The organism is Methylobacterium sp. JK268, assembly GCF_054052225.1.
Map to the genome: position 1 here is coordinate 62,199 of NZ_JBSVZN010000018.1, position 25,479 is coordinate 87,677.

Consider the following 25,479-nt stretch of genomic DNA (forward strand, 5'->3'; position numbering starts at 1 on the left):
GATAGATGCAGGCCGGGGCGCTTGATCTCGCGCCCTCGGGTGCGGATGATGGCCTTGAAATCAGAGAGGCGGCAAGCCGCCCGGATGCAGGGAAGGATCGCCTATGACGCCCGACGCGCCGCGCCGTCACGCTTCCGTCGCCGAGCTGTGGCAGCGCTGCCGCTCCGCCGTCACCCCCTGCCGGCCCCTCCGGGCCGGTCTCTAAGAGCGGCGGGAGGACGAGGCGATGGCCGGACTCGAGATCAGGAACGTCCAGAAATCCTTCGGTACGACCGCGATCCTGCACGGGGTCTCGATCGACATCGAGGACGGAGAATTCGTCATCCTGGTCGGCCCCTCGGGCTGCGGGAAGTCGACGCTGCTGCGGATGATCGCGGGGTTGGAGAACATCACGGCGGGCGAGATCCGGATCGGGTCCCGCGTCGTCAACGCGGTGCCGCCCAAGGAGCGGGACATCGCGATGGTGTTCCAGAACTACGCGCTCTACCCGCACATGAGCGTGCGCGACAACATGGCCTTCTCGCTGAAGCTCAGGAAGGCGCCCAAGGCCGAGATCAACGAGCGGGTGGGCCGCGCCGCCGCGATCCTGGGCCTCGACAAGCTCCTCGACCGCTACCCGCGCCAGCTCTCGGGCGGGCAGCGCCAGCGCGTGGCGATGGGCCGGGCGATCGTGCGCGACCCGCAGGTCTTCCTGTTCGACGAGCCGCTGTCGAACCTCGACGCCAAGCTGCGCGTCGCCATGCGGGCCGAGATCAAGGAGCTGCACCAGCGGCTGCGCACCACCACGGTCTACGTCACCCACGACCAGATCGAGGCCATGACCATGGCCGACAAGATCGTGGTGATGCACGACGGCATCGTCGAGCAGATCGGCGCCCCCCTCGACCTCTACGACCGGCCCGACAACCTGTTCGTGGCGGGCTTCATCGGCTCGCCGGCGATGAACTTCATGAAGGGCGCGGTGACGGGTGGGCAGTTCCGCACGGATGGCGGCCTCACCCTGCCGCTGCCGACGCGCGGCGCGCGCCCCGCCGAGGGCATGCGGGCGGTCTACGGGTTGCGCCCCGAGCACGTGGCCCTGAGCCCCGACGGCGTTCCGGTCGAGGTCGCGGTGGTGGAGCCCACCGGCTCCGAGACCCTGGTGCTGGTGCGCCCGCCGGGCGAATCGGCCGCCGCCGACGTGGTCAAGGATGTCGGCCGCGACATCGCCTGCGTGTTCCGCGAGCGCATCGCCGCCCGCCCCGGCGAGCGGATCGGCATCACGGCCGATCCGGCCCTGGTCCACCTGTTCGACGCCGAGAGCGGCCGTCGCCTGAACTGAGCGTCCGGGCCTGGCGGCCCGGCCCTCATCCTCGCAGAGGGGCGGCAAGCCCCCGCCACACCGATCGGGAGTAACGCCACGATGACGTCCTTCGACCGTCGCCAGATCCTGAAAGCGGGCGCCGCCCTGGGCCTGTCCGCGGCCGGCGGCCTCGACGGCTTCGCCCGGGCCTGGGCCCAGGAGAGCCAGTGGAAGCCGGAGGCCGGGGCCTCGCTCAAGCTCCTGCGCTGGAAGCGCTTCATCCCCTCCGAGGACGAGGCCTTCATGCGCCTCGTCGACGCCTTCACCAAGGCGACCGGCGTGCCCGTCACGGTGACGAGCGAATCCTTCGACGACATCCAGCCCAAGGCCTCGGTGGCGGCCAATACCGGCCAGGGACCGGACATGGTCTGGGGCCTCTACTCCTTCCCGGCGCTGTTCCCGTCGAAGTGCCTGGAGGTCGGCGACGTCGCCGACTACCTCGGCAAGAAGTACGGCGGCTGGCTGCCCGCGGCCGAGGCCTACGGCAAGGTGAAGGGCAAGTGGATCGCGATCCCGATGGCCTTCAACGGTGGCTACATGAATTACCGCGTCGCCGCCATGAACAAGGCCGGGTTCAGCAAGTTCCCGGAGGATCTCGGCGGCTTCCTCGAACTCTGCCGCGGCCTCAAGAAGAACAACACGCCGGCCGGCTTCGCGATGGGGCACGCCACCGGCGACGCCAATTCCTGGATCCACTGGGCCTTGTGGTCGCACGACGCCTATCTGGTCGATGCCAACGAGAAGATCGTCATCAACTCGCCGGAGACCGCCAAGGCGCTGGACTACGTGAAGAGCCTCTACGAGACCTTCATTCCCGGCACGGTCTCGTGGAACGATTCCTCGAACAACAAGGCGTTCCTGTCGGGCGAGCTCTACCTCACCAACAACGGCATCTCGATCTACGCCTCGGCCAAGACCGAGCGCAAGGACATCGCCGAGGACATGGACCACGCCGCCTATCCGGTCGGCAAGTCCGGCAAGCCGACGGAATTCCAGCTCGCCTTCCCGATCCTGGCCTACACCTACACGAAGGCGCCGAACGCCTGCAAAGCCTTCATGGCCTTCGCGCTGGAGGCGCAGAACTACAATGCGTGGCTGGAGGCGGCGCAGGGCTATCTCTGCCACCCGCTGCGGGCCTACGCCAACAACCCGATCTGGACGAAGGACCCGAAGAACAAGGTGTTCGGCGAGGCCTCGACCCGGACGCTGGCGGCGGGCGGCCTCGCCCCGGTGAGCGAGAAGGTGGCGGCGGTGCTCGCCGACTTCGTGATCGTCGACATGTTCGCCTCCTACTGCACCGGGCGCGAGGACGCGAAGGGCGCCATCCGCAACGCGGAGCGGCAGGCCCAGCGCATCTTCCGCCAGGCGTGAGCGGGGCGGGGGGTCGGTTCCCGCCCTGAGCCGACGCCCCGGGGTCAAGCGCGGTTCCCCTCTCCCGGGTGGGAGAGGGGATCCCGCGCTGGCATCGGATGCGTTCGCCCAGGCGGTGACCGGTGACCGCCCCGGGGGCACCCCGCCCAACACCGTCGTCACCCGTTCCCAGAGTCCTGGAGGCCCGCATGGCCGACCTCGCCCTCGCCCGCCCCGCGGCTTCCGCCCGGGAGGCCCCCTCGGCCTGGAGCCGCCTGCGCACCAGCCGCGGCTGGCTCGGCGTCTGGTTCATGATGCCGGCGGCGCTGATCCTGATCCTGTTCCTGGCCTACCCGCTGGTGAAGGGCATCTGGCTCTCCTTCACCGACACCCGGATCGGCCGCGGCGGCGAATTCGTCGGCCTGGAGAACTACGAGTGGCTGTGGGACGACAACGTCTTCTGGCTCTCGGTCTTCAACACGCTGATCTATACCGCCGTCGCCTCGGTGGCGAAGTTCGGGATCGGCCTCTACCTCGCGCTGCTCCTCAACAAGCGGCTGCCCTTCAAGGCGCTGATCCGCTCGATCGTGCTGATCCCCTTCGTGGTCCCGACCGTGCTCTCGGCGCTCGCCTTCTGGTGGATCTTCGACAGTCAGTTCTCGATCATCTCGTGGTCGCTGCGCCATCTCGGTCTCCTCGACCACAACATCGACTTCCTGGGCGACCCGAATTCCGCGCGAATCTGCGTGATCTTCGCCAACATCTGGCGCGGCGTGCCCTTCATCGCCATCACCCTGCTCGCCGGCCTGCAGACCGTGTCGCCCTCGCTCTACGAGGCGGCGACGATCGACGGGGCCACGCCCTGGCAGAACTTCCGCCACATCACGCTGCCGCTGCTCACCCCGATCATCGCCGTGGTGATGACCTTCTCGGTCCTGTTCACCTTCACGGATTTCCAGCTGATCTGGGCGATGACCCGCGGCGGGCCGGTCAACGCCACCCACCTGATGGCGACCCTGTCCTACCAGCGCGGCATCCTGTCGGGCAGCCTCGGCGAGGGCGCGGCGATCGCCACCGCGATGGTGCCCTTCCTGCTCGTCGCCATCCTGATCTCGTGGTTCGGCCTGCAGAACCGCAAGTGGCAGTCCGGCTAGAGCGAGAGGCGATCGCCTCTCGCTCTCTTTCTTTGTTTTGGTCGCATTTTCTCCGCTGAACCGGCATCCACGTCAGCGGAAAATGCCCCAGGGAGACACCCGATGGCACAGGCCGCCGACCATTCCGAGGGCATGGCCTATCTGGACACGCTGCCGCGCCGGCTCGTGACCGTGTACCTGCCCCTCGGGGTCATCCTCGTCGTGCTGCTGTTCCCGTTCTACTGGATGGCGCTGACCGCCATCAAACCGGACGAGCAGCTCATCGACATGGAGACCTACAACCCGTTCTTCGTGGTGTCCCCGACGCTCAAGCACATCACCAAGCTGCTGTTCGAGACTCAGTATCCCCGCTGGCTCTGGAACACGATGCTGGTCTCGGTGGCGGCGACCGGGCTGTCGCTGTTCGCGAGCGTGCTCGCGGCCTACGCGATCGTGCGCATCCGCTACCGGGGCGCGGCGCTCGTCGGCGCGGCGATCTTCCTCGCCTACCTGGTGCCGCCCTCGATCCTGTTCATCCCGCTCGCGACCATCATCCAGGCCTACGGGCTGTTCGACTCGCCGCTCGCCCTGATCCTGGTCTACCCGACCATCCTGATCCCGTTCTCGACCTGGCTTCTGATGGGCTACTTCAAGACGATTCCCTACGAGCTGGAGGAATGCGCGCTGATCGACGGCGCCGGGCGCTGGCAGATCCTGACCCGGATCATCCTGCCGCTGGCCGTGCCGGGGCTGATCTCGGCCGGGATCTTCTCGCTCACGCTGTGCTGGAACGAGTTCATCTACGCGCTGACCTTCCTGTCCTCGACCCCGAACAAGACGGTGCCGGTCGCGGTGGTGAGCGAGTTCGTGGACGGCGACATCTACCGCTGGGGCTCGCTGATGGCCGGCGCGCTGGTGGGCTCGCTGCCCCTCGTGATCCTCTACTCGTTCTTCGTGGAGCACTACGTCTCGGCGATGACCGGCGCCGTGAAGGAATAGGCTGCGCGGCCCTGCTCCGGGCGCGCGGCGGCAAGGCGCCGTGCGCCCTTTGCGCGCCGCGCCGCGCCATATTACATCGCGAGGAACGGCCCGCGACCGGGCTGGTCTGTGCAAGAAAACACCACAAGGCACCTCACGCCATGGCCCCGCGCACCCTCTACGACAAGATCTGGGACGACCACGTCGTCGATCGTCAGCCGGACGGCACCTGCCTCCTCTACATCGACCGCCACCTCGTGCACGAGGTGACCTCGCCCCAGGCCTTCGAGGGGCTTCGGCTCGCCGGGCGCAAGGTGCGCCACCCGGAGAAGACGCTCGCGGTAGTGGACCACAACGTCCAGACCACGGACCGCAGCCTCGGCATCGAGGATCCGGAGAGCCGCACGCAGATCGAGACGCTGGCCGCCAACGTCCGCGACTTCGGCATCGAGTACTACGACGCTCTCGACCGGCGTCAGGGCATCGTGCACATCATCGGGCCGGAGCAGGGCTTCACCCTGCCGGGCCAGACGATCGTCTGCGGCGATTCCCACACCTCGACCCACGGCGCCTTCGGGGCGCTGGCCCACGGCATCGGCACCTCGGAGGTGGAGCACGTGCTCGCCACCCAGACGCTGATCCAGAAGAAGGCCAAGAACATGCGGGTGACGGTGGACGGGAGGCTTCCCGCCGGCGTCACCGCCAAGGACATCATCCTGGCGATCATCGGCGAGATCGGCACCGCGGGCGGCACCGGCCACGTGCTGGAATATGCCGGCGAGGCGATCCGGAGCCTCTCGATGGAGGGCCGGATGACGATCTGCAACATGTCGGTGGAGGGCGGCGCCCGGGCCGGCATGGTGGCGCCGGACGCCACCACCTTCGCGTACGTCAAGGACCGCCCGAAGGCCCCCAAGGGCGCGGCCTTCGACCGGGCGCGGGCCTATTGGGAGAGCCTCGTCACCGACGAGGGCGCGTCTTTCGACCGCGAGGTGCGGCTCGACGCGGCCAACCTGCCGCCGATCGTGACCTGGGGCACCAGTCCCGAGGACGTGGTCTCGGTGCAGGGTCGGGTGCCGGACCCGGCGGCGATCGCGGACGACAATATCCGCCGCTCGAAGGAGCAGGCGCTCGCCTATATGGGCCTCGCGCCCGGCCAGCGGATCACCGAGATCGGCCTCGACAAGGTGTTCATCGGCTCCTGCACCAACGGCCGCATCGAGGACCTGCGGGTGGTGGCGCGGATGGTGGAGGGCCGCAAGGTCCACCCGAACGTGAGCGCCATGGTGGTGCCGGGCTCCGGCGTGGTGAAGCAGCAGGCCGAGGAGGAGGGGATCGCCCGGATCCTGATCGAGGCCGGCTTCGACTGGCGCGAGCCGGGCTGCTCGATGTGCCTGGGCATGAACGCCGACCGGCTGAAGCCGCACGAGCGCTGCGCCTCGACCTCGAACCGCAACTTCGAGGGCCGCCAGGGCCACAAGGGCCGCACGCACCTCGTCTCCCCGGCGATGGCGGCGGCGGCGGCCCTGGAGGGCCACTTCGTCGACATCCGCGAGTGGCCGCGCTCCGTGTGACGCTTTCGGTGGCGGGCTCACGTTTTCCCCGTTGACGCTGAGCCCGCCCCCCACTAAACGATGCCCACCGCGGCGCCGCTGGCGCTTCGGGCCCAGGTGGCGGAATTGGTAGACGCGCTGGTTTCAGGTACCAGTGGTGCAAGCCGTGGAGGTTCGAGTCCTCTCCTGGGCACCAACCACTCGCTGAGTGGTTGAGCCTCCCCGCAAAATCCGGATTGATCCCGCATCAGGCGGACGTTGCGAGAAACGGACATCCGCGATCGACCATGCGCCGGTCGCTCGTCCCTCGATCGAGCCGGACAAGCCGCGCGTACCGTCGCGACGCCGAGCGGCATTACCCAGGTTGCGGTCGACCCGCGCGGCGTCAGCCGCCGGCGGGCTCCCCCCCGTCCATGAGCGCGTCCAGGATCGGGCAGCGCGGGACGTCGCTCCCCGGGGCAGGTGTCGACCATCCCCGTGAGTGCGCGCTCCAGCCGCTGCGGATGGGCGAGCTTGGCGCGGGCCTCGGCCAGGTGGTGCTGGACCATCCCCTGCTCCCCGCCGCGGGGCAGCGCCGGCCGGCCGCCCGCGCGACGCAACGCCGTTCCCGGCGGGACCGCGCTCACCGTCCCGCCCGCTGGCCCGACCGGAAGCCCGCGCTCATCTGGTGTGATGCTGGGCATCGTATGCTGTCGACCAGTCCGGCGTCGGACGCACCGCGCCCAGAACTTTCGCGGGTCCAGAAATACTTTCAGTACGATTTTCAATCAAAAAGCCATTTACCTTCAATAAGGCAAAGCTGCAAAGATCCAGAAACCTAGTTGAGATTGCGCGCTTGGCAGTCATACAGGCGACGTTCAGGGTCTCCCTGCCAGAAGCCGCACCGTTCCGGCTGGCTTGTTCGGGTCGGCTCAGGTGCGAATGACAGCAAGAGGCATCATGGTTCCTGACCGGAAGGGTCCCGCCGTGCCGGAGCGGACGGCGCCGGAGAGCCCGACGGCCGACGCGCGGCCCCGTCTGCCGCGCGTCGTGCACGATCATCTCGGGACTCAGTTGCGGGCCGCCTACGCGGCGATCGTGACCGAGCCGCCCCGGACCGTCCTCGACCTGCTGGTGCGCCTGGAATCCGCCCTGGCGGACCAGCCGGCCTCGACGTTCCGCCAGGACCTGCTCGGGGTCCTGCCGGCGCTGCGCGGCTTCGCGCTGTCGCTGACCACCAGCGTCGTCCACGCCGACGACCTCGTGCAGGAGACGCTGCTGAAGGCGTGGCAGAACCAGCACCGGTTCGCGCCGGGCACGAACATGAAGGCGTGGCTCTTCACCATCCTGCGCAACCAGTTCTACACGCAGCACCGCAAGCTCCGCCGGGAGGTGGAGGACGTCGACGGCGCCGCCGCGACGCAGATGATGGCGCTGCCCGACCAGGAGGACGGCGTCGCCCTGCGGGACGTCTGGAAGCGGCTGGGCCAGTTGCCGGCCTCGCAGCGCGAGGCGCTCCTGCTCGTCGCCACGCAGGGCCTGACCTACGAGGCGGCCGCCGCGCTGATGGGCGTCCAGGTCGGCACGGTGAAGAGCCGGGTCAGCCGCGCCCGCAGCGCCCTGGCGGAGGCCCTTGGCCACGAGGCCGACCGGGCGCGCGGGGCGAGCGGCCCGCATTGAGGCGGCCGGCGGCGCGCCGCGCCCGGAGGTCACGGGTCGAGGCCGCCCGGCCGGACCCAGCCCGCCCGCGGCGGCCGCGGGTCGCGCCCCGTCCGCGACGGACGGGGAGCGGCCCGATCGCGGGGTGCGCTCGGCGCGATCGCGACCGTGGACCCGCGGCGCACCGGGGCCCCGCAGGCCGCCATGATCGCGCGCAGCCCGTCGATCCAGGCCTCGGCGGCGGCCGGCGTGGCGAACCCCTCCTGCACGATCATCGTGTCGGGCTCCAGGATCCCGACGACCGCGAACCCGGCCCCCGCTCTCTCGACGATCTGGCACGTGACGGCGCGCGGCATGGGGCTTTCGCTGCGGATGCGTCGGACGGATCGGCGCCGAAGGCCGATCGGCGAGGGGAGGGCCGCGCGGCGGCTCAGGCGGCGGCCTGCCGGATGCCGCGGACGATCTGCTCCACGACGGCGACGCCCTCGGGGGTGAAGGTGATCGCGTCGTCGCTCAGGGTCGCGTAACCGCGCGACTCGACCTCGGCGGCGCCCTCCGGATCCGCCCTATGGCCCGCATCGTCCTGCCGCACCACGGCGCGGATCGGCTGGCTCGTCGCGAGATGGTGGTAGGCCGCGAAGGTGAAGATCGAGAGCGCGCGGTCGGACAGCGCGTCGGCGCCTGCTGGCATCGGGGTTCCTCCTCGTCCGGCCCGATGCGCGGCGGCGCCCGGGCTGAGCCTCAACGCGGGATCGCGGGCGCGGTGCGCCCCGCCCCCTGCCGCACAAAGCCGCGGGGGCGGAGCCGGCGCATTCCTATCCCTGGGGCAGGAACGGAACGGGCCTGTCGCGTAAGCGTCATACTCGGGCGTCACATCAGCCTGACCTAACGCGCGCCCGACGAGAGCCTCATGGATCAGCCCGAAACGACCGTAGATCTGGAGACCGGCAACGAGAGTGGGGTCGCGAAGCGGTTCTCCTGTGCGGTCACCGGGCGGGAAAGACCCAAGAAAGACTTGGTTCGTCTGGACACGCTGCGCCCGGCTCTGGTCGATCGGATCCGGGCGGAGTTTCCGGACTTGCCCGAGGACGCGCTCGTCGATCGGCGCGAGGTCAACCGCTACCGGAACGTCTACGTCGAGGAGATGCTCCGCGAGGAGCACGGCGAGTTCTCGGAACTCGACAAGCAGGTGGCCGAGAGCATCGCCAATCAGGAGACGATCGCCGAGAACGTCGAGGAGGAGTTCGAGGAGCACCGGACCTTCGGCGAGCGGGTCTCCGACCTGCTCGCCTCGTTCGGCGGCTCCTGGGCCTTCCTGATCTCCTTCGCGGTCGTCCTCGCCGTCTGGATGGCGATCAACCTCTACGAGGGCGAGAGCAAGGCCTTCGATCCCTATCCGTTCATCCTGCTCAACCTGGTGCTGTCGACGCTCGCGGCCATCCAGGCGCCCATCATCATGATGAGCCAGCGCCGCCAGGAGGAGAAGGACCGCCTCCGCTCCCTCAACGACTACCGGGTGAACCTGAAGGCCGAGCTCGAGATCCGGCATCTCCACGAGAAGGTCGACCACCTGATCACGAAGCAGTGGCAGCGGCTGGCCGAGATCCAGCAGCTCCAGCTCGAGATCATGCAGGACAAGCGCTGGCGCCGCTGAGGCGCCGCCCCTCCCGGCCGCGATCGCGACGGTTCGGCACGACGCCGACGGCGTGGCGACCCGTCGGGAGCGGAGGCACCGGTCGTCGGTCGGGACCGGTGGTCGACATCGCATGCGCTCTCTGCGCATGCGGCTCCCGTGTGCACAGATCTTTGTAGTCGGCTCATCAGCTGGACGCTTCTGGAAAACACAACACTCCTCATGCTGAGGCGGGTTTGTTGCCATGAGCCGGGTTTGACGCTGTGGCTCACCCTCACCTAACGGGATGACATCGAGCAGACTTCAGCTTGATCGGCGTCGATCGAGCCTTGCGATGCCCTGCTGGCGATCACGCAGCGGGTGCGGCTGAGCGATGACGGATCCGCTCGATGTCTGATCGATCGGAACGATCATCCTCCTGATTCAGAACATGGTTTCCTGTGCTGTTTGCATGCGTTAGCCGCATGCAGGGAGAGGGCACGCGCACATCCCGGAGTGTGTATCCGCAAGCCCGTATGGGAGAGACGGCCCGGGCTGTGAGGGACGCTGGCTTCGGCGAGACGACGCAACCGTGCCGCTGTCAGCTCGACCTGCAGGACCCGGCGCAATACCCCCTGACGCGCCGCTTCGCCCCGCGCAGCGCCAGCCTCGGCGCGCTGCAGGCCCTCCCCGCCGGGTTCGTCGCCAGCCTCAACGGCTCCTCCGTCGAGCGGGCGCCGACCGCCTACGAGATGGTCTCGCAGGGGCCGCACGACGCCACCGCGACCTTCGAGATCGGCAATCCGACCCTGCGGCGGGAGCGGGCGCGCACCCTGGAGGCGAGCCTGCGCCGGGCCGAAGGGCCGCTGCGGCTCGACGCCACCGCCTACGTCACGCGCATCACGGGCTTCATCTACCGCGCCGAGACGGGCCTGCTCTGCGACACCGATTTCGCCTCCTGCGGCCAGGGGACGGAGAGCCCGCAGATCGTCTACCGGCAGCGGAACGCCACGTTCCACGGCTCCGAGGTCGCCGCGCAACTCGATGCCATCCCGGTGGGCGACGGCTGGTTCGGGGTCGAGGGGCAGTTCGACACCGTGCGCGCCCGGTTCGACGACGGGACCAACGTGCCGCGCATCCCGCCCTACCGGGTCGGGGGCGGTCTCTTCCTGCGCGCGGGGGGCTGGTTCGCGCGGGTGAACCTGCTGCCGCCTTCGCGCACACCGAGGTCGCGCCGCGCGAAACCCCGACGCCGGGCTGGAACGACCTGCGGGCCGAGGTCAGCACCACCCGGGCGCTGGACCCCGCCGCCTACGGCGCCAGCGAGGTCACGCTGGGGCTTGAAGGCCGCAACCTCCTGAACGCGGACATCCGCAACGCCGCATCGTTCAAGAAGGACGAGGTGCGGCTCCCCGGGCGCAGCGTCCGTCTCTTCGTGACGGCCTCTAGGGGAGCGCCGACGCCACGATCGCCAGGGACAGGGGGGCTCCGGGTCGGGCGGGACCCGTCCGCCTCGGCGGCAGCCTACCGCAGGGTTCCGCTCCGGCCGGGATGACAGGACGGACCGCTTGCACGTCGAACGCGAGGTGAAATCGGCCAGCCGGGCCCGCGCGCATTGACTTTTTTCAGGTCGGCATCGACATCTCCAGGCAGAGATGGGGGTAGACATGCCTGAACAATCGTTGCCGGATCCGATTTTCATCGACCTGACCGCAGAGCTCGTCGCAGCCTATGTCTCGAACAATCCCCTGCCCCAAGGGGAGCTGCCGGCCCTCGTCGAGGGGGTGCATCGCGCCCTGAGCGGCCTTGCCGCCCCCAAGTCGCCGGAGGCGGCCCGCCCGGTCCCGCCCGTCCCGATCCGGAAGACGGTGACGCCCGACGCGATCATCAGCCTGGAGGACGGCAAGCCCTACAAGTCGCTCAAGCGGCACCTGCGCACCCGCGGCCTCACGCCCGAGGCGTACCGCGCCAAGTGGGATCTGCCGGCCGACTACCCGATGGTGGCGGCGAATTACGCGGCGCAGCGCTCGGAACTCGCCAAGGCGAGCGGCCTGGGACGCCGGAAGGACTGAGGCGGCCCGGCGATCCGCCGCGCGGGGAGCGGGTCCCCCTTGTGGGGGCGCCATCCCGGTGCTAGCCGAGACGCGAGGGGGTCTCGGGATCGAGACCGATGCAGTCCGGACACAACAAGTTCGCCCGTCTGCGCCGGATGCGGGACAAGGGCATCGAGCGGAGCGTCGCGACCCGCACGGCCGCGGCGGCCGAGCGCGCCGCGCTGACCGTGCCGCTGATCCGCGAGGTGCAGGCGGCCGGTGCCGTCAGCCTCAGCGAGATCGCGGGAGCGCTGAACGCGCGCGGCATCCCGACCGCCCGCGGCCGGGCCTGGAGCGCCGTTCAGGTGCGCCGGATCCTGCAGAGGACCTGATCCGGCCCCGCGAGGTGGGCCGGGCGCGTCTCCCAGCCGGTCGCGATCCGCCGCACGGCCGGCCGGCTCTGGTCTCTCCGTATGGAACGATGGGTACGGCGGCACCGTTTCCTCACCCTGATCGACCAGTATCGGCCAGGGAGAGAGAGATGGACAAGGATCGGGTCGAAGGATCTGCCACGAATGTCGGCGGCAAGATCAAGGAAGGCGCCGGCAAGCTGACGGGCGACGAGAAGTTGCGCAGCGAGGGCGTGGCGGATCAGGTCAAGGGCAAGGTCCAGAACGCGGTCGGCGGCATCAAGGACGCCCTGAAGGGCAAAAGCTGACCGGCGGGACCGGGTCCGCCGTCCGGACCCGGTCCCCGGTTCGCAGCGCCTCAGCAGCCGCAGCCGTAGCCGTAGCCGCCGTAGGTGACGGGGGCGTAGGCCCCGTAGCCGTAGCTGCCGTAGAAGGCCGGCGCGTAGGACGTGCCGTAGCCGTAGCTCCCGTAATCGTAGGTGGCCGGAGCATAGCCGGCTCCGTAGGCCGTCCCGGCGGCGAATCCGAGCGCGGTGCCGACGCCGCCCCATCCGAGGCCGCGGCGGTAGCCGTAGGACCGGTAGCCGTAGCTCCGATAGCCGTATCCGTAGCCGCGATGGCCGTAGAAGGCGCGGTGGCCGTAGCCGTACCGCGCGTAGCCGTAGCGGCCGTACCCGCCGTGATAGGCGGCGCGGTACCCGCCGAAGCTGCGGCCGTAGCCGCCGCCATATCCGTATCCGCCGGCCTCGGCGCCGGTCGGCGCCGCGAGGGCCGCCGCGAGGGTGGCCGCGGACAGAAGGGTCCACTTCATCGATTCTGCTCCGGTCGAGGCGCGTTGAGATTGCGTTAACTCTGACCGCCGATGCGGACATCCGGAACGGTGCAGACTACGGAGCCGCCCCGTTTCCCAGACCTGAAATGCGCCGCGCGTGCCCTGCGATCGTCCCCGCGGCGCCATGCTGCCGATCGGATAGCGCACGATTGACTGATATTCCGCGCAGATTTTTCTCTCCTATCAATCATGAAACGCACATCGCCCCGAGGCATCGCCGTGATGTCTCCCAGGGGACTGTACAGATCCGCCGGATTCGCTAATCTTGGCCATTGATTCAGCGTGAAGGGAGGGGCGCGATGGCCGGTCCGCCGCAGCTTATGCTGATCCTCGGTCTTCTGACCTGTGCCTCGATTGCCAGCGTGCTGATCAGCTGGCGGACCCTGCAGCACCTGCGGCGCAGCGAGCGCAGGGCGGCCGAGAGCCTGTGGTCGCTCCACGCGAGCCGCCACGCGGCGCCGGAGGCGCACGGGCAGCTCTTCTACATCCGCCTGAGCGATCCGGCGCGGAACCGGTTCCGGATCGGCTACGTCCGCGTCCGCCATCCCCGCGGCGCCACGGTCTCGGCCGCCGAGGTCCGGCCCTCGGGCGGCTACGCGCACCTCGCCTACAGGCCGGTTCTGTCGCCCAACTGCGAGATCCACGACCGCAAGCGGTACGAACCGGGCGCCGGGCCCGGCGACCATCCCGGCGAGGGCCGCCTCCACTTCTTCGTCGCGCCGCCCTCGCCCGGCCTGTGGCGCCGCGCCCGGCCGGAGCGGCTGATCGTGGAGGTCGGCGTCGAGGCGGTGACGCCGGGCCGCGAGGCGCGCCGGCTCCGCCTGACCAGCGATCCGGTCATGTGGGAGCGGCCGCCCGTCCGCCTCGCCGCGGCGCAGGCGCCCGCCCCCGGGCTGTCGGTCCAGGCGGCGGAGTAGCGCTGTCCCGTCTCGGGGCGGCCGATCGATGGCCGCGCGATGCGGAGACCGGTTTCGGTCAGGCGGCCGGTGCGAAGCGCCGCCGCCCGCTGCGATCGAGCGCAGGGCCGATCAGTAGAGCTGTCCGTCCAGGCTGGCCGGCGAGCCCGGCGGCAGGGGGCTCAGGCTGCCGACGCTGTCGCCGATGATCCCGGGCGGCCCGCTGAAGCCCACCACGCCGCTCGGGTCGCGGGCCGGGTAGTAGGGCGAGGAGGGCAGGGGCCGGCGCTCCAGGCGCGAGACCGGGATGAAACCGTTCCGGATCAGGCGGGCGTCCAGCCGGTCGAGCCGGCGCAGGTCGTCCGTCACCGCGACGTGCCGGGGCGCGGCCTGGCGGACCGTGAGGCGCAAGGGACGGTCGATGGGACGGTCATTGTGGCGGTCGCGGGCCTGGGCGGCGCCGACGGAGCCGGCCAGGGCGGCGCTCGCCACCAGGAGGGGGATCAGGCGGAACATGCGGGTCTTTCGTTGCTCGGTGGTCCGACCGGATAGGCCCGGCGGGTCCGGCCAAGTTCCGCGTCTCACCGAGTGGTGATCGATCCCGGTCCCGGGCGGTCGCCGGGGCGCCCCGTCACGGGCGGTCGCGCTCTTCCGGAATCCGGGCGAGCGCGGAATCTTGCGGGAGGTCCGGAGCCAGTCCGTCATCGGGCCGGACGCTCATGATCAGGGGCCGCCGGCGGGCCGGCCTCCCGCTCCTTGCTTCGGCATCAGGCTCCGGCATCCGGCTCCGGCCCCGCCGCCGCCCCGCTGCGCGGACCGGTGAGGCGGGGCCCGCTCCGATCGAGCGGATCCCGCCTCACTCGGGGATCGGCACGTCGAAGCCGTTGAGGATGATCGACACGGAGCAGTAGAGGCCGATCAGGTAGATCAGCTCCGCCGCGCCCTCCTCGCCGAACTCCGCCTTGGCGAGGTCGTAGTTGAGCTTCGGCAGCAGCCGACCCGACACCAGCGCCGAGGCCACGTCGTAGGCGATGGCCTCGGGCCGCGGCAGGTCGGCGGGACGCTGCCCGGCGCAGATCGTCGCGATGGTCTCGTCGGAGAGGCCGCGCAGCTCCGCCACCAGGATATGGGCGTAGAGTTCGTAGCCCGAGTGGAAATGCGTGCCGGTGACCAGGATCGCCACCTCGCGCACGGTCTTGGGCAGCTTGGGCGAGGCGGACAGCGCCTTCACCAGTTCCCAGACCGGCCCGCCGAAGTGCGGGAAGTGCAGCCAGGGATTCCAGGGCCCGATCAGCGCGCCGTCGTCGCCGATCGCCTTGAAGCCCTTGAAGCTCGTCTCGATGCCTCGGCGCATGTCGTCGTAGAGGGGGCGCTGCTCCGCGCTGAGAGCGGAGGGCGGGATCAGGGGCAGGCGCATGGCAGGGTCTCCGCAGCCGCGATCGGCTGGCTATCCTGGCGGATCGTCGCGTGGCCGGGCGCGATCCGGCGCGGGTCCGGCCACGCCCCGCAGGTAGCGCGAGCGCGATCCGGGAACAGGCCGGCCGCGCCGCGGCGGGACCGGCTCCCGCGGGCGCCGGACACACGCTTGACGTGGTGGGCGCGGCCTCTCTTCCGCTGAGGAACAAGGATCCTTCTGGGGATCTGGGCGATGTATCTCCGCATTTCGGGCCTCTGAGCTTAGCCCAGAAGGTCTAGACAGCGCGTCTGAATTGCGGTTCCATCTGCGCTGTCGGTAGCATGACCGGTGTTGGGATTGCGTAGGCCGGGCGCCACCAGGAGAGGGCGAGCGATGACGCAACAGACCGAGCCGCCCGCGGACGTCCTGATCGTCGAGGACGACCGGCTCCTGCGCGACCTCATGGGGGAGATCCTGACACGCAGCGGCATCCGGGTGGCGGCGGCGCGGGACGGGAACGCGGCGCTCTGCCTCCTGGGCGAGGGGGGGCTCGGCGAGGAGTCCGGCCCGCGTGTCCTCGTCACCGACCCGGACGTGAGCGGCGCGGCGCCCTTCGCGGGCGCGGCGCAGCGCCGCTGGCCCGGCCTGCGCGTGGTGATGGCCTCCGGAGCCTGGCCGGACGTGGCCCACCTGCCGGGCGCCGTGCGCGTGCTGCCGAAGCCCTTCCGGCCCTCGACTTTCCTGCGCGAGATCGGCGCGCTGCTGCCGCCGCGCAACGCGCCCTAACTCGAACGCGCTCCCGCGGCATTGTGGTTGCTGCGAGATCTGGGGCACCCCGTTTCCGGGATCGTGGCGCGGGGTGATCCCCTCTCAACCAGGCGACGTGGGCGCAACGCTCCGCGACGGGATCATCGGCTGAACGCTCCGGGGGCGCACTACACTCCTCATGCTGAGGTGCGACCGTAGGGAGCCTCGAAGCACCCCAGAACAGTCCGTCCAAGCAGCCGTTGTCTTGGAGCACGCGTCAGGGGTGCTTCGAGGCTCCCTACGGTCGCACCTCAGCATGAGGGATGTTGTGTCTTCTTCATTCGTTCCGCTGATGATCTCGTCGCGGAGCGTTGCGCGCACGTCGCCTGCTCGAGAGAGGCTCCTGCACGGGCATCGACGTGCCGGCATCAGTGACTCAATATCGTCACCGCCAATCAGCACACATGTTCATGCGCGAGGGACAGCGAAGCCGGTGACGACCTGATCCGGGATCCGCTTGATCAAAGCGGAGCCCCTATCAGCACGCCCGCGTGGCGGCGCTTCGCTCCGCACGCCTGAGCGAAGCCCGGATCCGCCATCCCGCAGCGATTGCGGCAGCCATCGCCAAAGGATCAAGCGGGGTCAGGATGACGCGGCGGGGCCGTTCAGGCCGCCGTGCCGAGCCGCGCGCGCATCTCCACCCGCAGGTCGTCGATGGGCGCGAGGCGTCCGCCGCGCTCCAGGTGCCAGAAGGTCCAGCCGTTGCAGGCCGGCAGCCCCTGCACGAGGGCGCCGATCTTGTGGATCGACCCGCAGGCCGGGCCGACGCTGAGGGTGCCGTCCGGTCGCACGAGGGCGCGGTGGCGCCGCCGCTCGTCGGTGAGTTCGATCCCGGCCCGGATCAGGCCCGCCTCGATGAGGGCCAGGAAGGGGATGCGGGGCTCGGCGCGCTTGGCCGGCGCCGTCAGCAGCGCCGCCGTCGAGAGCGGCTCCACCGCCGCGATCCGCGCGCGGGCCGCCGCCGCGTAGGCGGGCTCGCGCTCGATGCCGATGAAGCGGCGTCCGAGCCGCTTGGCGACGGCGCCGGTGGTGCCGGTCCCGAAGAACGGGTCGAGGATCACGTCGCCGGGATTGGAGGCCGACAGGATCGTGCGGGCGAGCAGGGCCTCGGGCTTCTGGGTCGGGTGCAGCTTGCGCCCGTCCCCGCCCTTCAGGCGCTCCTCGCCGGTGCAGAGCGGCAGGAACCAGTCCGAGCGCATCTGCAGGTCGTCGTTGCCGCCCTTCAGCGCCTCGTAGTGGAAGGTGTAGCCCTTCTGGGCGCTGCGCGAGGCCCAGATCAGGGTCTCGTGGGCGTTGGTGAAGCGCTTGCCGCGGAAGTTCGGCATCGGGTTGGCCTTGCGCCACACGATGTCGTTCAGGATCCAGAAACCAAGATCCTGCAGCGCGCTCCCGACCCGGAAGATGTTGTGGTACGAGCCGATCACCCAGAGCGTGGCGTTCGGCTTCATCACCCGGCGGCAGGCCTGGAGCCATTGGCGGGTGAAGGCGTCGTAGGCCTCGAAGCTGGCGAACTGGTCCCAGTCGTCGTCGACCGCGTCGACGGCGCTCTGGTCGGGCCGCAGCAGCGCGCCCTCGCCGAGCTGGAGGTTGTAGGGCGGATCCGCGAAGACGAGGTCCACGCTCGACGGCGGCAGCGCGTCGAGGGCGGCGACGCAGTCGCCGAGGAGGACTTCGTCGAGGGGAAGACGCGGCGAGGAGGGGAGAAGACCCATCCGCGGCGCCGACGCGGCACGCCCGGTACGCGAGACTTGATTCCGGGCGGCGGCGCCGGCAACCGCGGTACGCGGGGAAGCCATGGCGAACACCGGTTACGCGACTGACAGGCGGGACCTTGGCCCCGGCAGGGTAAAGGCCGCGTTGCCCGCAGAAACACTCCGCGTCTCGAATTGGGGCTGCAATTTTTGCCGGGTGCCGCGCGCGATCAGCAGATCTCACCATCGGTGAAGATCGGCCTGCGGCTGCCTGCGTTGAGGGTCCGGCGAATGCCGCAATCGGCCAGTGCAGACCGAAGACGAAACCGCCCGACTGAAGCTGACGGCCAGGATGAACGCGCAGGCAAGGGTCCCGTCTGGCGCATGGGTGCGGCCAAATTTTCGTCCGGTTCTCGGATGATTGATCGGGCATCGATCAACAATCAGGGAATGCGGGATGAAGAGCGGACGAGTCGTGCGTCGACCGATGGCGGGATGTTTCGGCGGGGCGCTGGCCCTGGCCGGATTGTGGGCGCTGGGCGCCGTCGGGCCGGCCGAGGCCCAGACCGGCCGGGCCTCCTGGTACGCGTCGGGCCGGCAGACGGCGAATGGCGAGCGCTTCAATCCCAACGGGCTGACGGCGGCCCATCGCAGCCTGCCCTTCGGCGCCCGGGTGCGGGTCACCAACACGGCGAACGGCCGCTCGGTCGTGGTGCGCATCAACGACCGCGGCCCCTTCGCGGGCGGGCGGATCATCGACCTCAGCCGGGGCTCGGCCCGGGCGATCGGCATGGGCGGCGTCACCCGCGTGGCCCTCGAGCGGATCGACTGACGGCGGACCCGGGATCCCTCCTCGCACGTTCGGGTTTCTCGGAACCGTCACGCTGACTATGGAATGGCGGCGCGGATGGGATATCTCCGGGTTTCCGGTCCGGGGCCGAGGAAGGGAACTGACGCGATGGCAAAACCCCTGGTCGTGGTGATCCCCCACCAGCTCGGCCTGGCGGAGGCGCATCGGCGCCTCGACGGCGGGATCGGGGAGGCGAAGGCCCTGCTCCAGAAGGCCGGCCTCAGCATGGCCGAGGCGTCCTGGGAGGGCGAGCGCCTGTCCTTCCTGGTCGGCGCCCTCAACCAGAAGGTCGACGGCCACATCGACGTGGCGGCCGATTCCGTGCGCGTCGAGGTCAACCTGCCGCTGATCCTCTCCCTCTTCGCCGGCCGGATTCAGCAGGCGATCGATCAGAACGGCGTGAAGCTCCTGACGAAGAAGTAGGCCCGGAACTCCTGCGGCAGGACCCGGTTGGGTGTCGACACGCCCAAGGAGGCCGCCCGTGACCAATCCCGGCTCCCCGCCCGACCAGCCCTACGACCCCGTCCCGCCCTCGCCGGGCCCGGGTCCCGATACGCCGACCACCGTGCCCCAGGAGGCGCCCGGCGGGACACCGACCGAGATCCCGGTGAACGATCCCGGCCACTCCCCGGCGATCACCCCGGACCCGTCGCCGACCGGGCCGGCCAACCCGACGATGTGAGCGGGCGCGGCCTCATCCCGCGGGAGGCTGGGCGGCGATGCGCGCTCCCGCCGAGACGAGTTGCCGGACAAGCCACCGGACCGGCGGCGCGAGCAAGGATGGCTGCGTGCAGATCGCGTCGACGGCGAAGGGCGGGATCTCCGCCGGGAGCGGGATGACCGCGATCTCCGCCACGGCGGCGAGGCGCCGGGCCACCCGCTCGGCGAGGGCCGCCACGAGATCGGTCCCGGCGATCGCGAAGGGAAGGGCGGTGGCGTGGGGCAGGCGCAGGGCCACCCGGCGATGCAGACCGTGCCGCGCCAGGAGAGCGTCGAGCACCGGTGGTGCGTGATCGCCGCCCGCACGTGAGAACAGGGCGTGGGGGAGGGCCGCGTAGCCGGCGAGATCGAGGCGCGCGTAATCCGCCGCGCGCGACGCCGCGCAGATGGCGACGAAACGCTCCTCGAACAGGAGATGCCGAGACCCGGTCCGCGGCAGGGGCAGGTGGCCGCCGACCAGGAGGTCGAGGTCGCCCCGTTCCAGGCGCTCGGCAGCCGCGTCCGCGTCGCCGAGCGGATGGACCTGCAGGTCGGCTCGCGGAGCCTGCGCCCGGAGGGCCCGCACCAGCGCCGGCACGATGATGAGGTCCCCGTAATCCGTCACGGCGATCCGGAACGGGCGCCGGGTCGTGGCCGGATCGAAGGGCGCCTCCGGGTCGAGGGCCAGCCGCACCTGCCGCAAGGCTTCGCGGACCGGACCCGCCAGGGCCATCGCACGCGGCGTGGGCACCATCCCGCCCGGTGCCCTGCGGAACAGGTCGTCGCCGAAGAGCGCGCGCAGCCGCGTCAGCGCGCCGCTCATGGACGGTTGCGCGAGGCCGATGCGCGCGCCCGCCCGCGTCACGCTGCGCTCGTCCAGCAGCGCCTCGAACGCGACCAGGAGGTTGAGGTCGACGCCCGCGATATTCTTCCCGGCGATGATCGGCATGGCATCAATCGATTTCACGGATGAATGACGCCCCGCTATAGGGTCTCGTCACCGTGGGGAGGAAGGGCCGTGACGCAGATCCTGACGGGCATCACCGCGCGCGGTCCTCTCATGCTGTGGCTCGGCCTCTGTCTCGGGCTGGCCTGGCCCCGCTTGGCGGACCTGGCGCGCCCGGCGATGTCCGGCGCCATCTTCGTGCTCCTGGTCGGCACGCTGCTGCGGGTCGACGGGCGCCACGTGGCCGCGTGCGTCCGCCGCCCCGCCACGGTGCTCGCGCTGACGCTCCTGGCCGCGATCGGCTGTCCCCTGGCGGTCGGCTGGCTGGCGCACGCGGCCGGCGGGCCGTCGGACCTCGTGACGGCGCTCGTCCTCGCGGCGGCCTCTCCGCCCTCGGCCGGGACGGCGGCACTGGCCTGGATGCTCGGCCTCGACGGGGCGATGGCCCTGACGGTGACCCTGGCCGCGACCGCGGCCGCGCCCGTGACCGTCCCTGCCTTGGCCCGGTCCCTCGGCGGGATCGCGATCGACCCGTTGGCCCTCGCCGGGCGGATGGCCGCGCTGGTCGGCGCAGCCGCCCTCGCGGCCTCGCTGCTGCGCTGCTGGGCCGGTCCACGGCTTGCCGGGCAGCGCTCGGCCCTCGACGCCCTGCTGGTGGCGGCGCTGGCGGTCTTCGCCGTCGCGGCCATGGCCGGGATGCAGGATCGCCTGAGGGCGGAGCCCCGCGCCGTGCTGGAAGCCGTCGCCCTCGCCTTCGCGGTCAATCTCGGGCAGCAGGCGCTCGGGGCGCTCCGGCCGGGCGGTCTCGCGGCGCGGGCCAGCGCCGGGCTGATTCTCGGCAACCGCAACGTCGGACTGGTCTGGTCCGCGCTCGGCACCGCGGCCACGCCGTCCATGGTGCTGATCTTCGCGGCCGCGCAGGTCCCGATCTACACCCTGCCGCGCCTGTTCCAGTCCGTCCTGCGCCATCGGCGTGCCTTGGGCAGGCCCGGCGCCGAACCGATGGGAGATCCCCGATGCCGCACGTCCTGACGACCGACCTGGCCGCCCGCTTCGCGGCGCTCACCCTCGGCCACGTCACCCGCGAATACCCCAACAAGCCCGACCACGTGCTGGCCGGCCCGGAGGACGCGCGCACGCCCGCCGCCCTGCACCCGGTCTTCTACGGCAGCTACGACTGGCATTCCTGCGTGCACGGCTACTGGCTGCTGACGCGCCTGCTGCGGCGCGATCCGCACGCGCCCTGGGCCGGGGCGATCCGCGACCTGTTCGACCGCCAGATCGTGCCCGCCAAGGTCGCGGAGGAATGCGCCTACTTCCTCGCCCCCACGGCGCGCGGCTTCAAGCGGCCCTACGGCTGGGCCTGGCTGCTGCGGCTCGCCGCCGAGCTGCAGGGGCTCCCCGAGCCGCGCTGGGCGCAGGCCCTGGCACCCCTCGCCGAGATCGTGGCCCGGCGCCTGCGCGACTTCCTGCCGGTCTCGCCCTACCCGGTGCGGGTCGGGACCCACTTCAACACCGCTTTCGCCCTGCGCATGGGCGCCGATTACGCGCAGGCGTCCGGGGATCAGGCCCTAACCGCGCTGCTCTGCGCCACGGCCGAGCGCTGGTACGGCGCCGACGCGGACTGCCCCGCCTGGGGCGAGCCGGGCGGGGACGACTTCCTGTCCTCCGCCCTGATCGAGGCCGAGTGCCTGCGCCGCCTGTGGGCGCCCGAGCGCTTCCGGCCGTGGTTGGACCGCTTCCTGCCGCGCCTCGCCGCGGGGGAGCCCGCGACCCTGTTCCGCCCGGCCGAGGTGACCGACCGCAGCGACGGCAAGATCGCCCATCTCGACGGGCTCAACCTCAGCCGGGCGTGGTGCTGGCGCGCCCTGGCGACGGCCCTGGAGCCCGGCGATCCCCGGGTGCCGGTGATGCGGGAGGCCGCCGAGCGCCACCTCGCCGCGAGCCTGCCCCACCTCGCCGACGACTACATGGGCGAGCACTGGCTGGCGAGCTTCGCGCTGCTGGCGCTGGAAGCGTAGGGCGGGATCCGCGTTCCAGCCGCCGCGTCGTCGGAACCCGTCCGGGAGCCCGACGGGTCTGATACTCCGACGATCTCTCTACCCGATATTGTCGGAAGCCGCGTCTGATCGTCCGAGGTTTTCGACGTGTGGCGAACAGCAAGGAAAACCCTCCATGCTGCGCTGCCGCAGAAGCGCTCTGCATCTTGCCTTCCGGTACGAAGATGGCGAAGCTCATCCTGGCTGCAGGACGCTGCGCCCCAATTCATAACGGGAGGAATGCCATGTCGATCGTTCGGCCTGCGATCAGCCGTCGCCAGATCCTGGGCGGGGCGGCGGGAGCGCTGCTCCTGCCAGGCTCCCTGCAGGCCAAGATGCCCTTCGGGCAACCGCAGGCACCGTCCTTCTACCGGTTCGGGCTCGGCACCGCCGAGTGCACGATCGTGTCGGACGGCCTGCTTCCTCTCGGCGATCCCAAGGTCTCCTTCCTCAAGATCGAGCAGGACGAGATCGCGCGCGAGCTGCGGGACAACTTCCTGCCCCCGGCCTCCGCCATGCTGGAGCAGAACGTCCTGGTGGTGAATTTCGGCGACCGGGTCGTGCTGTTCGACACCGGGATGGGGACCGACACGCTGTTCGGGCCGACCACCGGCAAGCTCCTCACCACGCTCGCCCAGGCCGGCATCGCGCCGGCCGACATCGACGCGGTCGTGATGAGCCACGCCCATATCGACCATTGCGGCGGCCTGATGAGCGACGACGGCAAGCCCAACTTCCCGAACGCGAGCTACCACATCGGTCAGGCCGACTTCGACTACTGGACCAGCGAGGAGACGGTCCCGGCGAACGCCCCCGCCCGGGAGCGCTTCATCGCGCAGGCGCGCAAGAACCTGCTCCCGCTGCGCGACCGCATCCGCTTCTACAAGGACGGCGAGCAGATCCTGCCCGGCATCACCGCTCTGGCGGCCCCGGGGCACACGGTCAGCCACACGATCTTCATGATCGAGGCCGGCGGAAAGTCGCTGTGCTACATCGGCGACCTCGCGCATCACCCGGTGCTGCTGCTGGAGCACCCGCGCACGCAATTCGCCTACGACACCGACCCGGCGCAATCGGCGGAGAGCCGGGTGCGGATGCTGACCATGCTGGCGGCCAACCGCGTGCCGGTGCTCGCCTACCACTTCGCCTGGCCGGGCCTGGGCCACGTCGCCCGGCAGGGCGACGGGTTCCGCTACTTCCCCGCCGCGATCCAGATGCAGGGGGTGAACGCCCTCTGAGGGCGGCGCCGGAACCCTCCCCCCGGCACCGGGGCTCACTCATTCACACGTCGCCGGATGAGGCGCGGGTTTCCCCTCTCCCCGCACGCGGGGAGAGGGCATGCGCACCACCCGAAGTGTGAATCCGCAAGCGGCACCGGGGGGAGGGTGCGGTCCCGGCGCCGGCCCGACTGCCTTTCGCGCCGGGCCGCGCGCTGCCATAAGCCGGCCCATGGCCGCTCCCCCGCTCCTCACCCTCCAGGACGTCGCCCTCACCTTCGGGGGCACCCCGCTCATCACGCGGGCGGACCTCGCCATCGGACCCGGCGAGCGCGCCTGCCTGGTCGGCCGCAACGGCTCGGGCAAGTCGACGCTTCTGCGCGTCGCCGCGGGCCTGCTGGAGCCGGATCGCGGCCAGCGCTTCCTCCAGCCCGGCACGACGGTGCGCTACCTCGCCCAGGAGCCGGACTTCTCCGGCGTCTCGACGACGCTCGCCTTCGTGGAGGCCGGCCTCGGCCCGGGCGACGAGCCCTACCGCGCCCGGTACCTGCTGGAGAGCCTCGGCCTCACCGGCGAGGAGGATCCCGCGCGGCTCTCGGGGGGCGAGGCGCGCCGCGCGGCGCTCGCCCAGGCGCTCGCGCCCGAGCCCGACATCCTGCTCCTCGACGAGCCCACGAACCACCTCGACCTGCCGGCGATCGAGTGGCTGGAACAGGAACTGAAGGCCAGCCGCTCGGCCCTGGTCCTCATCAGCCACGACCGGCGCTTCCTCGAAGCCCTCTCGCGGGCGACGGTCTGGCTCGACCGCGGCGTGACGCGGCGGATCGAGCAGGGCTTCTCCGCCTTCGAGGCGTGGCGCGACGCGGTCTTCGAGGAGGAGGAGCGCGAGCGCCACAAGCTCGAGCGCAAGATCGCCGCCGAGGAGGACTGGCTGCGCTACGGCGTCACCGCGCGGCGCAAGCGCAACGTGAAGCGCCTCGCGGGCCTCCACGACCTGCGCCGCCAGCGCAAGGAGCATCGCGGGCCGGTCGGCACCGTCAGCATGGCCTCCGCGGAGGCCGAGTCCTCCGGCACCCTGGTGATCGAGGCGGTCAAGGCCGGCAAGGCCTATGACGGGCGGGTGATCGTCCGCGACCTCTCGCTGCGCATCCACCGGGGCGACCGGGTCGGCATCGTCGGCCCCAACGGCGCCGGCAAGACCACCCTGGTCAACCTCCTCACGGGCCGGCTTCCCCCCGACGAGGGCGGCGTGCGCGTCGGCGCGACCGTCACCCTGAACCTCCTCGACCAGCGCCGCGCCGCCCTCGATCCCGAGCAGACCGTCGCCGACGTGCTCACCGGCGGGGGCAGCGACACCGTCGCGGTGGGCGGCCAGAACCGCCACGTGATCGGCTACATGAAGGACTTCCTGTTCGCGCCCGAGCAGGCCCGCACCCCGGTCCGCGTCCTCTCGGGCGGCGAGCGCAACCGGCTGCTGCTGGCCCGCGCGCTCGCCACGCCCGGGAATCTGCTCGTCCTCGACGAGCCCACCAACGACCTCGACCTGGAGACCCTCGACCTCCTCCAGGAGATGCTCGCGGATTTCGCCGGCACGCTGATCCTGGTGAGCCACGACCGCGACTTCCTCGACCGCGTCGTCGACACCGTGCTGGTGGCGGAGGGCGACGGGCGCTGGACGGCCTATGCGGGCGGCTACGCGGACATGGTCGCCCAGCGCGGCGCCGGGGTCGAGGCGCGGCCCGGGGCGGCCAAAGCGGATCAGGCCAAACCGGAGCGTTCGCCCAGCCGGGCGGCCCGGCCGGAGGCCGCGGCCCGGCGCCGCCTCGGCTTCAACGAGCAGCACGAACTCAAGACCCTGCCGGCCCGCATCGCCGCCCTCGAGGCGGCGGTGGGCAAGCTGCGCGCCGCCATGGCCGACCCGACGCTCTACGCCCGCGATCCCGCCCGGTTCGAGACCGTCTCCCGCGGCCTCGCCACCGCCGAGACGGACCTTGCCGCCGCCGAGGAGCGCTGGCTCGCCCTGGAGATGCTGCGCGAGGAACTGGAGGGATAGCCGG

At 70.8% G+C, this 25,479-nt stretch carries 26 protein-coding genes, 1 tRNA gene and 1 pseudogene; 21 read left to right on the forward strand and 7 right to left on the reverse strand.

Features of this window, described 5'->3' with window-relative positions:
* Nucleotides 1-226: 226 nt before the first annotated feature.
* The 7 genes from ACW9J6_RS19745 to ACW9J6_RS19775 all read left to right on the forward strand — a co-directional run bounded on the left by ACW9J6_RS19745 (nt 227) and on the right by ACW9J6_RS19775 (nt 8,015).
* Nucleotides 227-1,321: an ABC transporter ATP-binding protein gene (locus ACW9J6_RS19745; protein WP_457118212.1), complete on the forward strand. Its 1,095-nt coding sequence runs from the start codon at nt 227-229 to the stop codon at nt 1,319-1,321.
* A gap of 81 nt (nt 1,322-1,402) precedes the next feature.
* Entirely contained in the window at nt 1,403-2,713 is a 1,311-nt protein-coding gene (locus ACW9J6_RS19750; RefSeq protein ID WP_457118213.1) for an ABC transporter substrate-binding protein, read from the forward strand.
* A 188-nt stretch (nt 2,714-2,901) separates the two neighbouring features.
* Complete coding sequence (locus tag ACW9J6_RS19755) at nt 2,902-3,846, forward strand: carbohydrate ABC transporter permease (RefSeq protein ID WP_457118214.1); 945 nt, start codon at nt 2,902-2,904, stop codon at nt 3,844-3,846.
* 102 nt (nt 3,847-3,948) lie between these two features.
* Nucleotides 3,949-4,824, forward strand: coding sequence for a carbohydrate ABC transporter permease (locus ACW9J6_RS19760; RefSeq protein WP_457118215.1), 876 nt, complete (start codon nt 3,949-3,951; stop codon nt 4,822-4,824).
* A gap of 140 nt (nt 4,825-4,964) precedes the next feature.
* On the forward strand, nt 4,965-6,377 hold the full coding sequence (leuC, locus tag ACW9J6_RS19765; protein ID WP_457118216.1) for a 3-isopropylmalate dehydratase large subunit: 1,413 nt from the start codon (nt 4,965-4,967) through the stop codon (nt 6,375-6,377).
* A 90-nt stretch (nt 6,378-6,467) separates the two neighbouring features.
* Nucleotides 6,468-6,552 (forward strand) — tRNA-Leu (locus ACW9J6_RS19770).
* A 743-nt stretch (nt 6,553-7,295) separates the two neighbouring features.
* Nucleotides 7,296-8,015, forward strand: coding sequence for a sigma-70 family RNA polymerase sigma factor (locus ACW9J6_RS19775; RefSeq protein WP_457118217.1), 720 nt, complete (start codon nt 7,296-7,298; stop codon nt 8,013-8,015).
* Nucleotides 8,016-8,044: 29 nt separating this feature from the next.
* Here ACW9J6_RS19775 and ACW9J6_RS19780 read toward each other — a convergent pair whose 3' ends face one another.
* Both ACW9J6_RS19780 and ACW9J6_RS19785 read right to left on the reverse strand, forming a co-directional pair.
* A complete protein-coding gene (locus ACW9J6_RS19780) occupies nt 8,045-8,350 on the reverse strand; it encodes a hypothetical protein (protein WP_457118218.1) in 306 nt (101 codons plus the stop codon).
* Between the two features lie 74 nt (nt 8,351-8,424).
* The gene (locus ACW9J6_RS19785; protein ID WP_457118219.1) at nt 8,425-8,685 is read right to left on the reverse strand and encodes a hypothetical protein; all 261 of its coding nucleotides are present in this window, start codon (nt 8,683-8,685) and stop codon (nt 8,425-8,427) included.
* A 219-nt stretch (nt 8,686-8,904) separates the two neighbouring features.
* On the opposite strand from ACW9J6_RS19785, the gene ACW9J6_RS19790 reads away from it, so the two are divergent.
* The 5 genes and pseudogenes from ACW9J6_RS19790 (at nt 8,905) to ACW9J6_RS19810 (ending at nt 12,357) form a co-directional block, all read left to right on the forward strand.
* A complete protein-coding gene (locus ACW9J6_RS19790; RefSeq protein WP_457118220.1) occupies nt 8,905-9,648 on the forward strand; it encodes a DUF1003 domain-containing protein in 744 nt (247 codons plus the stop codon).
* A gap of 575 nt (nt 9,649-10,223) precedes the next feature.
* Nucleotides 10,224-11,050, forward strand: a pseudogene (locus ACW9J6_RS19795) (TonB-dependent receptor domain-containing protein); the annotation flags it as partial.
* A gap of 223 nt (nt 11,051-11,273) precedes the next feature.
* Nucleotides 11,274-11,678, forward strand: a complete 405-nt coding sequence (locus ACW9J6_RS19800) for a MucR family transcriptional regulator (RefSeq protein ID WP_457118221.1) — start codon at nt 11,274-11,276, stop codon at nt 11,676-11,678.
* Nucleotides 11,679-11,776: 98 nt separating this feature from the next.
* On the forward strand, nt 11,777-12,031 hold the full coding sequence (locus ACW9J6_RS19805; protein ID WP_457118222.1) for a recombinase family protein: 255 nt from the start codon (nt 11,777-11,779) through the stop codon (nt 12,029-12,031).
* A gap of 149 nt (nt 12,032-12,180) precedes the next feature.
* The gene (locus ACW9J6_RS19810; protein ID WP_457118223.1) at nt 12,181-12,357 is read left to right on the forward strand and encodes a CsbD family protein; all 177 of its coding nucleotides are present in this window, start codon (nt 12,181-12,183) and stop codon (nt 12,355-12,357) included.
* 50 nt (nt 12,358-12,407) lie between these two features.
* Here ACW9J6_RS19810 and ACW9J6_RS19815 read toward each other — a convergent pair whose 3' ends face one another.
* Nucleotides 12,408-12,860, reverse strand: coding sequence for a hypothetical protein (locus ACW9J6_RS19815; RefSeq protein WP_457118224.1), 453 nt, complete (start codon nt 12,858-12,860; stop codon nt 12,408-12,410).
* Between the two features lie 320 nt (nt 12,861-13,180).
* Here ACW9J6_RS19815 and ACW9J6_RS19820 point away from each other — a divergent pair, with 320 nt between their 5' ends.
* Entirely contained in the window at nt 13,181-13,798 is a 618-nt protein-coding gene (locus ACW9J6_RS19820) for a hypothetical protein (protein ID WP_457118225.1), read from the forward strand.
* Between the two features lie 111 nt (nt 13,799-13,909).
* Here ACW9J6_RS19820 and ACW9J6_RS19825 read toward each other — a convergent pair whose 3' ends face one another.
* Both ACW9J6_RS19825 and ACW9J6_RS19830 read right to left on the reverse strand, forming a co-directional pair.
* Nucleotides 13,910-14,293, reverse strand: coding sequence for a hypothetical protein (locus ACW9J6_RS19825; protein WP_457118226.1), 384 nt, complete (start codon nt 14,291-14,293; stop codon nt 13,910-13,912).
* Between the two features lie 340 nt (nt 14,294-14,633).
* Nucleotides 14,634-15,194, reverse strand: a complete 561-nt coding sequence (locus ACW9J6_RS19830) for a carboxymuconolactone decarboxylase family protein (RefSeq protein ID WP_457118227.1) — start codon at nt 15,192-15,194, stop codon at nt 14,634-14,636.
* Nucleotides 15,195-15,566: 372 nt separating this feature from the next.
* Between ACW9J6_RS19830 and ACW9J6_RS19835 the strand changes: the two genes are divergently transcribed.
* A complete protein-coding gene (locus ACW9J6_RS19835; RefSeq protein ID WP_457118228.1) occupies nt 15,567-15,959 on the forward strand; it encodes a response regulator in 393 nt (130 codons plus the stop codon).
* A gap of 626 nt (nt 15,960-16,585) precedes the next feature.
* On the opposite strand, the gene ACW9J6_RS19840 is transcribed toward ACW9J6_RS19835, so the two are convergent.
* Nucleotides 16,586-17,776, reverse strand: coding sequence for a DNA methyltransferase (locus tag ACW9J6_RS19840; RefSeq protein WP_457118229.1), 1,191 nt, complete (start codon nt 17,774-17,776; stop codon nt 16,586-16,588).
* 352 nt (nt 17,777-18,128) lie between these two features.
* Here ACW9J6_RS19840 and ACW9J6_RS19845 point away from each other — a divergent pair, with 352 nt between their 5' ends.
* The 3 genes from ACW9J6_RS19845 to ACW9J6_RS19855 all read left to right on the forward strand — a co-directional run bounded on the left by ACW9J6_RS19845 (nt 18,129) and on the right by ACW9J6_RS19855 (nt 19,203).
* Nucleotides 18,129-18,503 carry a septal ring lytic transglycosylase RlpA family protein gene (locus ACW9J6_RS19845; protein ID WP_457118230.1) on the forward strand — a complete coding sequence of 125 codons (375 nt, stop codon included), beginning with the start codon at nt 18,129-18,131 and terminating at the stop codon, nt 18,501-18,503.
* A gap of 126 nt (nt 18,504-18,629) precedes the next feature.
* Nucleotides 18,630-18,944: a polyhydroxyalkanoic acid system family protein gene (locus tag ACW9J6_RS19850; RefSeq protein ID WP_457118231.1), complete on the forward strand. Its 315-nt coding sequence runs from the start codon at nt 18,630-18,632 to the stop codon at nt 18,942-18,944.
* Between the two features lie 58 nt (nt 18,945-19,002).
* A complete protein-coding gene (locus tag ACW9J6_RS19855; RefSeq protein ID WP_457118232.1) occupies nt 19,003-19,203 on the forward strand; it encodes a hypothetical protein in 201 nt (66 codons plus the stop codon).
* A 12-nt stretch (nt 19,204-19,215) separates the two neighbouring features.
* Here ACW9J6_RS19855 and ACW9J6_RS19860 read toward each other — a convergent pair whose 3' ends face one another.
* Entirely contained in the window at nt 19,216-20,169 is a 954-nt protein-coding gene (locus tag ACW9J6_RS19860; RefSeq protein ID WP_457118233.1) for a LysR substrate-binding domain-containing protein, read from the reverse strand.
* 69 nt (nt 20,170-20,238) lie between these two features.
* Between ACW9J6_RS19860 and ACW9J6_RS19865 the strand changes: the two genes are divergently transcribed.
* From ACW9J6_RS19865 to ACW9J6_RS19880, 4 genes are all read left to right on the forward strand, one after another.
* Nucleotides 20,239-21,198 (forward strand): hypothetical protein, encoded by a 960-nt coding sequence (locus tag ACW9J6_RS19865; protein WP_457118234.1) that lies wholly within the window; start codon nt 20,239-20,241, stop codon nt 21,196-21,198.
* Nucleotides 21,183-22,187 (forward strand): DUF2891 domain-containing protein, encoded by a 1,005-nt coding sequence (locus ACW9J6_RS19870; RefSeq protein WP_457118235.1) that lies wholly within the window; start codon nt 21,183-21,185, stop codon nt 22,185-22,187. Before ACW9J6_RS19865 ends, ACW9J6_RS19870 begins: the two co-directional genes overlap by 16 nt.
* 263 nt (nt 22,188-22,450) lie before the next feature.
* A complete protein-coding gene (locus ACW9J6_RS19875; RefSeq protein WP_457118236.1) occupies nt 22,451-23,443 on the forward strand; it encodes an MBL fold metallo-hydrolase in 993 nt (330 codons plus the stop codon).
* A 211-nt stretch (nt 23,444-23,654) separates the two neighbouring features.
* Complete coding sequence (locus ACW9J6_RS19880) at nt 23,655-25,475, forward strand: ABC-F family ATP-binding cassette domain-containing protein (protein ID WP_457118237.1); 1,821 nt, start codon at nt 23,655-23,657, stop codon at nt 25,473-25,475.
* Nucleotides 25,476-25,479 lie beyond the last annotated feature (4 nt).

Excerpts from the sequence above, each read along its gene's own strand:
- ACW9J6_RS19745 (WP_457118212.1), top strand. The coding sequence starts at position 227 with ATGGCCGGACTCGAGATCAGGAACGTCCAGAAATCCTTCGGTACGACC.
- ACW9J6_RS19750 (WP_457118213.1), top strand. The coding sequence starts at position 1,403 with ATGACGTCCTTCGACCGTCGCCAGATCCTGAAAGCGGGCGCCGCCCTG.
- ACW9J6_RS19755 (WP_457118214.1), top strand. The coding sequence starts at position 2,902 with ATGGCCGACCTCGCCCTCGCCCGCCCCGCGGCTTCCGCCCGGGAGGCC.
- ACW9J6_RS19760 (WP_457118215.1), top strand. The coding sequence starts at position 3,949 with ATGGCACAGGCCGCCGACCATTCCGAGGGCATGGCCTATCTGGACACG.
- leuC (WP_457118216.1), top strand. The coding sequence starts at position 4,965 with ATGGCCCCGCGCACCCTCTACGACAAGATCTGGGACGACCACGTCGTC.
- ACW9J6_RS19775 (WP_457118217.1), top strand. The coding sequence starts at position 7,296 with ATGGTTCCTGACCGGAAGGGTCCCGCCGTGCCGGAGCGGACGGCGCCG.
- ACW9J6_RS19780 (WP_457118218.1), bottom strand. The coding sequence starts at position 8,350 with ATGCCGCGCGCCGTCACGTGCCAGATCGTCGAGAGAGCGGGGGCCGGG.
- ACW9J6_RS19785 (WP_457118219.1), bottom strand. The coding sequence starts at position 8,685 with ATGCCAGCAGGCGCCGACGCGCTGTCCGACCGCGCGCTCTCGATCTTC.
- ACW9J6_RS19790 (WP_457118220.1), top strand. The coding sequence starts at position 8,905 with ATGGATCAGCCCGAAACGACCGTAGATCTGGAGACCGGCAACGAGAGT.
- ACW9J6_RS19800 (WP_457118221.1), top strand. The coding sequence starts at position 11,274 with ATGCCTGAACAATCGTTGCCGGATCCGATTTTCATCGACCTGACCGCA.
- ACW9J6_RS19805 (WP_457118222.1), top strand. The coding sequence starts at position 11,777 with ATGCAGTCCGGACACAACAAGTTCGCCCGTCTGCGCCGGATGCGGGAC.
- ACW9J6_RS19810 (WP_457118223.1), top strand. The coding sequence starts at position 12,181 with ATGGACAAGGATCGGGTCGAAGGATCTGCCACGAATGTCGGCGGCAAG.
- ACW9J6_RS19815 (WP_457118224.1), bottom strand. The coding sequence starts at position 12,860 with ATGAAGTGGACCCTTCTGTCCGCGGCCACCCTCGCGGCGGCCCTCGCG.
- ACW9J6_RS19820 (WP_457118225.1), top strand. The coding sequence starts at position 13,181 with ATGGCCGGTCCGCCGCAGCTTATGCTGATCCTCGGTCTTCTGACCTGT.
- ACW9J6_RS19825 (WP_457118226.1), bottom strand. The coding sequence starts at position 14,293 with ATGTTCCGCCTGATCCCCCTCCTGGTGGCGAGCGCCGCCCTGGCCGGC.
- ACW9J6_RS19830 (WP_457118227.1), bottom strand. The coding sequence starts at position 15,194 with ATGCGCCTGCCCCTGATCCCGCCCTCCGCTCTCAGCGCGGAGCAGCGC.
- ACW9J6_RS19835 (WP_457118228.1), top strand. The coding sequence starts at position 15,567 with ATGACGCAACAGACCGAGCCGCCCGCGGACGTCCTGATCGTCGAGGAC.
- ACW9J6_RS19840 (WP_457118229.1), bottom strand. The coding sequence starts at position 17,776 with ATGGCTTCCCCGCGTACCGCGGTTGCCGGCGCCGCCGCCCGGAATCAA.
- ACW9J6_RS19845 (WP_457118230.1), top strand. The coding sequence starts at position 18,129 with ATGAAGAGCGGACGAGTCGTGCGTCGACCGATGGCGGGATGTTTCGGC.
- ACW9J6_RS19850 (WP_457118231.1), top strand. The coding sequence starts at position 18,630 with ATGGCAAAACCCCTGGTCGTGGTGATCCCCCACCAGCTCGGCCTGGCG.
- ACW9J6_RS19860 (WP_457118233.1), bottom strand. The coding sequence starts at position 20,169 with ATGCCGATCATCGCCGGGAAGAATATCGCGGGCGTCGACCTCAACCTC.
- ACW9J6_RS19870 (WP_457118235.1), top strand. The coding sequence starts at position 21,183 with ATGCCGCACGTCCTGACGACCGACCTGGCCGCCCGCTTCGCGGCGCTC.
- ACW9J6_RS19875 (WP_457118236.1), top strand. The coding sequence starts at position 22,451 with ATGTCGATCGTTCGGCCTGCGATCAGCCGTCGCCAGATCCTGGGCGGG.
- ACW9J6_RS19880 (WP_457118237.1), top strand. The coding sequence starts at position 23,655 with ATGGCCGCTCCCCCGCTCCTCACCCTCCAGGACGTCGCCCTCACCTTC.